Origin of the sequence: Microcystis sp. M049S2, from assembly GCF_020245625.1 — a bacterium.
Lineage (GTDB): Bacteria > Cyanobacteriota > Cyanobacteriia > Cyanobacteriales > Microcystaceae > Microcystis > Microcystis ichthyoblabe_A.
Map to the genome: position 1 here is coordinate 1 of NZ_JADBUN010000008.1, position 5,122 is coordinate 5,122.

4 protein-coding genes and 2 pseudogenes are annotated in these 5,122 nt (G+C 48.8%); 1 reads left to right on the forward strand and 5 read right to left on the reverse strand.

The window, feature by feature from the left end:
• Positions 1-393 precede the first annotated feature (393 nt).
• The gene (locus IM496_RS00730) at positions 394-3,042 is read left to right on the forward strand and encodes a cation-translocating P-type ATPase (RefSeq protein ID WP_287660956.1); all 2,649 of its coding nucleotides are present in this window, start codon (positions 394-396) and stop codon (positions 3,040-3,042) included.
• 21 nt (positions 3,043-3,063) lie between these two features.
• Here IM496_RS00730 and IM496_RS00735 read toward each other — a convergent pair.
• From IM496_RS00735 to IM496_RS00755, 5 genes and pseudogenes are all read right to left on the reverse strand, one after another.
• A pseudogene (locus IM496_RS00735) lies at positions 3,064-3,282 on the reverse strand (zinc ribbon domain-containing protein); the annotation flags it as partial.
• Positions 3,283-3,294: 12 nt separating this feature from the next.
• Positions 3,295-3,558, reverse strand: a pseudogene (locus IM496_RS00740) (hypothetical protein); the annotation flags it as partial.
• A 293-nt stretch (positions 3,559-3,851) separates the two neighbouring features.
• The gene (locus IM496_RS00745) at positions 3,852-4,220 is read right to left on the reverse strand and encodes a clan AA aspartic protease (protein WP_194015119.1); all 369 of its coding nucleotides are present in this window, start codon (positions 4,218-4,220) and stop codon (positions 3,852-3,854) included.
• Complete coding sequence (locus IM496_RS00750) at positions 4,217-4,492, reverse strand: hypothetical protein (RefSeq protein WP_002752924.1); 276 nt, start codon at positions 4,490-4,492, stop codon at positions 4,217-4,219. The genes IM496_RS00745 and IM496_RS00750 overlap by 4 nt, the downstream gene beginning before the upstream one ends.
• 249 nt (positions 4,493-4,741) lie before the next feature.
• Positions 4,742-5,107, reverse strand: coding sequence for a clan AA aspartic protease (locus IM496_RS00755; protein WP_194015122.1), 366 nt, complete (start codon positions 5,105-5,107; stop codon positions 4,742-4,744).
• Positions 5,108-5,122 lie beyond the last annotated feature (15 nt).

The following is a 5,122-nucleotide window of genomic DNA, read 5'->3' on the forward strand; positions in this document are numbered from 1 at the left end:
AGTTTTTTCTTTGTCAGTAAGGGTGTCAACAAGGAATATTACAGATTGTTAACCGAGTCTTGAAAGCCATGTGCGACAAAGGTTTGAAATGTTAAGAAAGATGTGACTAAAGGACAGCTTATTAAGGGGGGATTAAGGGGGGATCCCCCCGCTTATCGGCACACCCCTTATCAAGGGGGGCAGGGGGGATCGAACCTAAAATCCATTTTTAATTTAATTATAACCAGCTACTTAAATTAGCCGTTAAGACTGCACCGGAGTGCCAGAGTTGGGAGCAGGGAGAGGAAGTTTGAGCATTTGTACTAAAATTGTTAATACGCAGTTTAAATTCAGTACAGTTTACCCACTCTCTGTGTGCGAGAATAGCCTGTGTGAAAAACCTAGGTAATTGTTATGGTTGCACCTATACAAAATAGGCAGTTTAACGGGTTGTCTAGTCAAGAAGCTAGTGAGCGCTTGAAACAGCACGGCTACAACGAACTCCCCTCAACTCAGCATCGTACTTTTTTAAGGATCGCCCTAGACATTATCCAAGAGCCGATTTTCCTGCTCCTAATTGCCTGTGGTGTCATCTACCTCTTTTTGGGTGATGCACAAGAAGCTCTAATTTTATTGGGGTTTGTCTTTTTTATTATTGGCATCAATCTTTACCAAGAGCAAAAAACGGAACGTTCTCTAGAAGCACTGCGGGACTTATCCAGTCCTCGGGCCTTGGTGATTCGAGATGGGGAACGGCAGCGAATTGCCGGCCGAGAAGTGGTAGAGGGGGATCTGATCGTGGTGGAGGAGGGCGATCGCGTTCCTGCAGATGCGATTTTGCTGTGGTCCACTCACTTGACGATTGATGAATCGCTGTTAACCGGGGAGTCTGCTCCAGTCAGGAAACGCACCATCCAGCTGGAAGAAGACCCGAAGCACCTTTCAGCCACCTTGAGACCGGGTGGAGACGACTTACCCACTGTCTATTCTGGCACTCTTGCGGTGCAAGGGCAGGGCATTGCCCAGGTGCAAGCAACGGGTATAGGCACTGAAATGGGAAAAATTGGCAAAGCTCTGCAAACGGTTGAACCGGAAGACACGGTCTTACAGAAAGAAACCCGTCGCATTGTCGGTAAATTGACGATGATCGCGCTTGCCATTTGTGCGGCGGTGGTCGTGATTTATGGATTAACCCGGGCCGATTGGTTGCATGGCTTTTTGGCAGGATTAGCCCTAGCGATGGCAATTTTGCCCAATGAAATTCCGGTGGTGCTGGCCATCTTTCTGGCTCTGGGAGCGTGGCGATTCTCGCAAAAACAGGTACTAACCCGTCGCATTCCAGTGGTTGAAACCCTGGGTTCTGTCACCGTTCTTTGTGTCGATAAGACTGGAACCCTGACATTGAACCAAATGGCCGTCAAACAATTGTTGGTTTACAGCGGCTCCAATGCTTATCTGTACGATGTGACGCTCCACGAGCGCGAACCCTTGCCCGAAGTCCTTCATCCCCTGATCGAGTTTGGTATTCTAGCGAGTCGCAAAGATCCCTTTGACCCGATGGAAAAAGCTTTGCAGCAAATTGGTTGGAATTACCTAGCCAAGACCGAACACCTGCATAGCGATTGGCAACTACTGCACGAATATCCCCTGTCCACCGATCTCTTGGCCATGTCCTGTGTCTGGGAATCCCTGACGGGGGAGCTTACCGTTGCGGCAAAAGGGGCCCCAGAAGCGATCGCAGATCTCTGCCATTTCAGCCCGATTCAACAACAGGAGCTTGTCGAACAAATCCAGGCAATGGCCAGAGAAGGTTTGCGAGTTCTGGGAGTCGCCCAAGGACGCAAAATGGGAACATTACCCAAAACCCACGCTCTTGAGTCATCCGGGCCCCCAGCCTACTTAGAATCTGATGATCGCTTACCTGTGCAACAACACGACTTTGAGTTTGAATTTGTCGGACTCATCGGCCTGGAAGACCCCGTGCGCCCTACTGTGGCACCTGCGATCGCTGAATGCTATGGTGCGGGAATTCGCGTTGTCATGATTACCGGTGATTATCCGGTAACAGCCCAGAACATTGCCCGTCAGATTGGACTCAGGCCTTTAGACAAGGTGATCACCGGTAGGGAACTGGAGCAAATGGGTGAGTCGGAACTGCGCGATCGCATTCAAAGCACCAACATCTTTGCCCGTGTCGTCCCCGAACAAAAACTATTGATTGTCAATGCACTGAAACGCTCCGGTGAAATTGTGGCTATGACCGGTGATGGTGTCAACGATGCCCCGGCCCTCAAGTCTGCCCATATCGGCATTGCCATGGGTGAACGGGGGACCGATGTAGCGCGAGAGTCTGCCGATCTGGTCCTGTTGAAAGATGATTTTTCGTCCATTGTCGAATCGGTCAAACTAGGAAGACGTATCTTTGACAACCTGAAAAAGGGGATGGCCTATACCTTGGCCGTTCACGTTCCGATCGCTGGTATGTCGTTGATTCCAGTCATGTTTGGCTGGCCCTTGGTGCTACTCCCGATCCACATTGCCTTTCTGCACTTAATTATCGATCCAGCCTGCACGGTTGTGTTTGAAGCTGAACCGGCAGAAAGCGATATTATGCGTCGTCCCCCCCGTAATCCCAAAGAACCCTTGTTCAGTCGTCGGACGTTGCGATTAGCCTTGCTTCAAGGAACCAGCGTTTTAGTGGTACTGGTTATTGTATTTGCGATCGCCTATAGCAACGGCAATAGTGAATTTAATGCTCGTGCCTTAGCATTTACGACATTGATTATCTCTAACCTGGCTATGATCCTAACCAATCGTTCCTGGTCCCGAACGATTCCAGAAATGCTCCAATCTCCTAATCAGGCTTTGTGGTGGGTGATCGGCGGTGGACTCCTGTTTTTGGGATTAGTTCTCTATGTTCCCTTGTTACGACACCTGTTCAGCTTTTCACTGCTACATACTGATGATTTGCTGGTTAGCTTAGTTTCTGGAGTTGTCAGTATTTTCTGGTTTGAAGGACTAAAACTGTGGAACCGTCGGAACTTGACATCCTCACCGCCGTAAACGGACGGCGATTCCCAAACCTCACGATTTGAGTTTCTGCTTCTGTCCCGAAGGATTTTTCGCACCTGCATTAACAGATTTACTCTGTTCTGGTCTTATGGTCGCTCTACAGACTGACACCGCAAGCCCTGCGGCCAAAATGTTTTTACTTGCGTTAATATCTCGGTCATGGTGAGTCCCACAGTCTGGACAATCCCACTCTCGAATATTTAACGGCATTTTCTCAGCAATATACCCGCAATATAGAGCGTCTTTCAAACTCCGTGCGCCGAAACGATGAACGGCGCGATAGCCGATCCGAACAACCCAAGGCTGAGCATCAGGCAATCGTTCATAAAGTCGCCGAGTCGCAGTCATCGTATCGTCAGCAAGCTCAAACGCTCCAGTTTCGATGTCGATCGCCACAATTCTGCCATGATTACCTTCCTCAATTTGGGGGCGCACCTGAGATTCATAAATCTCATCGCCACGTCGGGCAAACTCTTCTTTGCTGTAGCGGGGTTGTCGAACTGTCATAGATTTGACCTCTTTTCAACTATGCCCCTTCATTTTACCCTGAGCAATGGAGGTGTCTATCGTTGAGGTGGCGGAGGGGATTAAACCAGAAGTTGTTGGGTTTCTTTTCGTCAACCCAGCCTACATCTGACTTTAACTTGCATTAGGGAACGCACTTAAACCCACAGTTTCAATCAATGTGCATGGTGCGTTCCCCAAAAATCGATCGGTGGAGCAGTAGGAGCCACATTAGGGAACGCACCCTACGGCTGCGTTGTTAGACCGCGCCTCACCGAATCTCTTCTAGCACTGGCTCATAAGGCTTCAATCTTGACCTTACCGCCCTCAATGTTATCGACCTGCAACCGATGTCTGTAAAGCAGCGCCATTCCTAGTAGAGGCTCTGTTTCTGATTCTGCAATATCAATCTCTTGGTACTGCCCATCCCATATCACAGTCCCAGTGTACAGATCAAAATAAGTTTCACTGCCATCACCCAGCGTGACAAAATCAGAACCACTCCAAGGTAAATTTAATGTAGCGATGATTGTAGAGGGCAAAGATAAAAATCCATTGAACCCGGTATCAATCACCGCGTCAACCGCTTGCAGTTGCCGATTTGAGTTTCCGACTACAATCCTTAGCGTGGCTTCACGCCGCAAATTTACAACACCTTCCATCATGGATTTTTCTTCAAACTCCGTGCCCCGAAATGATAAACAGCGCGATGTCCGATACGAATGATCCAAGGTTGGGCATCGGGGTGACGTTCAAAGAGCCGATTAGTTGCAGGCACAACGTTCTCATCGACTTCAAACTCTCCAGTTTCAATGTCGATCGCTACAATCTTACCTTCATTACCGGCTTCGACTTGCTGCCGAATGCCAGATTCGTAGAGTTTTTGCCCTCGCTCGGCTAACTCATCTTTGGGATAACGCCGTTGACGAACTGCCATCTGGTTGACCTCAACTCAGTATTTTGCCTTAATGATACTCTGATTTATTCTAACGAAGTGCTCCCGCTCTACTACTGATGAGCCGCCTCATCGGAAGCCCCCCAGTGGTGCACTTCAAATTTGAATCGGCGCTTCAATCAAGGTGCATGGTGCGTTCCCCAAAAATCGATCGCTGGAGCAGTAGGAGTCGCCTTAGGGAACGCACCCTACAAGATCGGCGTGCTGCTACGCAGTGCCTTCGGCATCGCACTACAAATCATCAATCGTTACCAACCCACCTTCCGTAAACTGAATCACAAGTTCATGGCTATCTAATAAAGCAGTTCCAACCAGGGGTCGCCGCCCTGTGGCAAATACACGAGTTTCTCGCTCCTCACCATTCCAGATAATAATTGCTTTGTGAAGAGGCAGCATTACTTGGCTGTTGTCTGCTAAATTCGCACGCATATCGTACCTGAAAGGAAGATTCAGTAATGCTACTGCCTCCGATGGTAAACAAAGCTCATCTGTAAATCCTGTATCTACTACAAACTCAATCGGAAAGTCAGCGCGATTTGGAATCCGAAATGGGATAGTGATGATCGGGTGTCCATTAGCCACAATACCTGAAATCACTTAACTACACGCTCC

Excerpts from the sequence above, each read along its gene's own strand:
- IM496_RS00730 (WP_287660956.1), top strand. The coding sequence starts at position 394 with ATGGTTGCACCTATACAAAATAGGCAGTTTAACGGGTTGTCTAGTCAA.
- IM496_RS00745 (WP_194015119.1), bottom strand. The coding sequence starts at position 4,220 with ATGATGGAAGGTGTTGTAAATTTGCGGCGTGAAGCCACGCTAAGGATT.
- IM496_RS00750 (WP_002752924.1), bottom strand. The coding sequence starts at position 4,492 with ATGGCAGTTCGTCAACGGCGTTATCCCAAAGATGAGTTAGCCGAGCGA.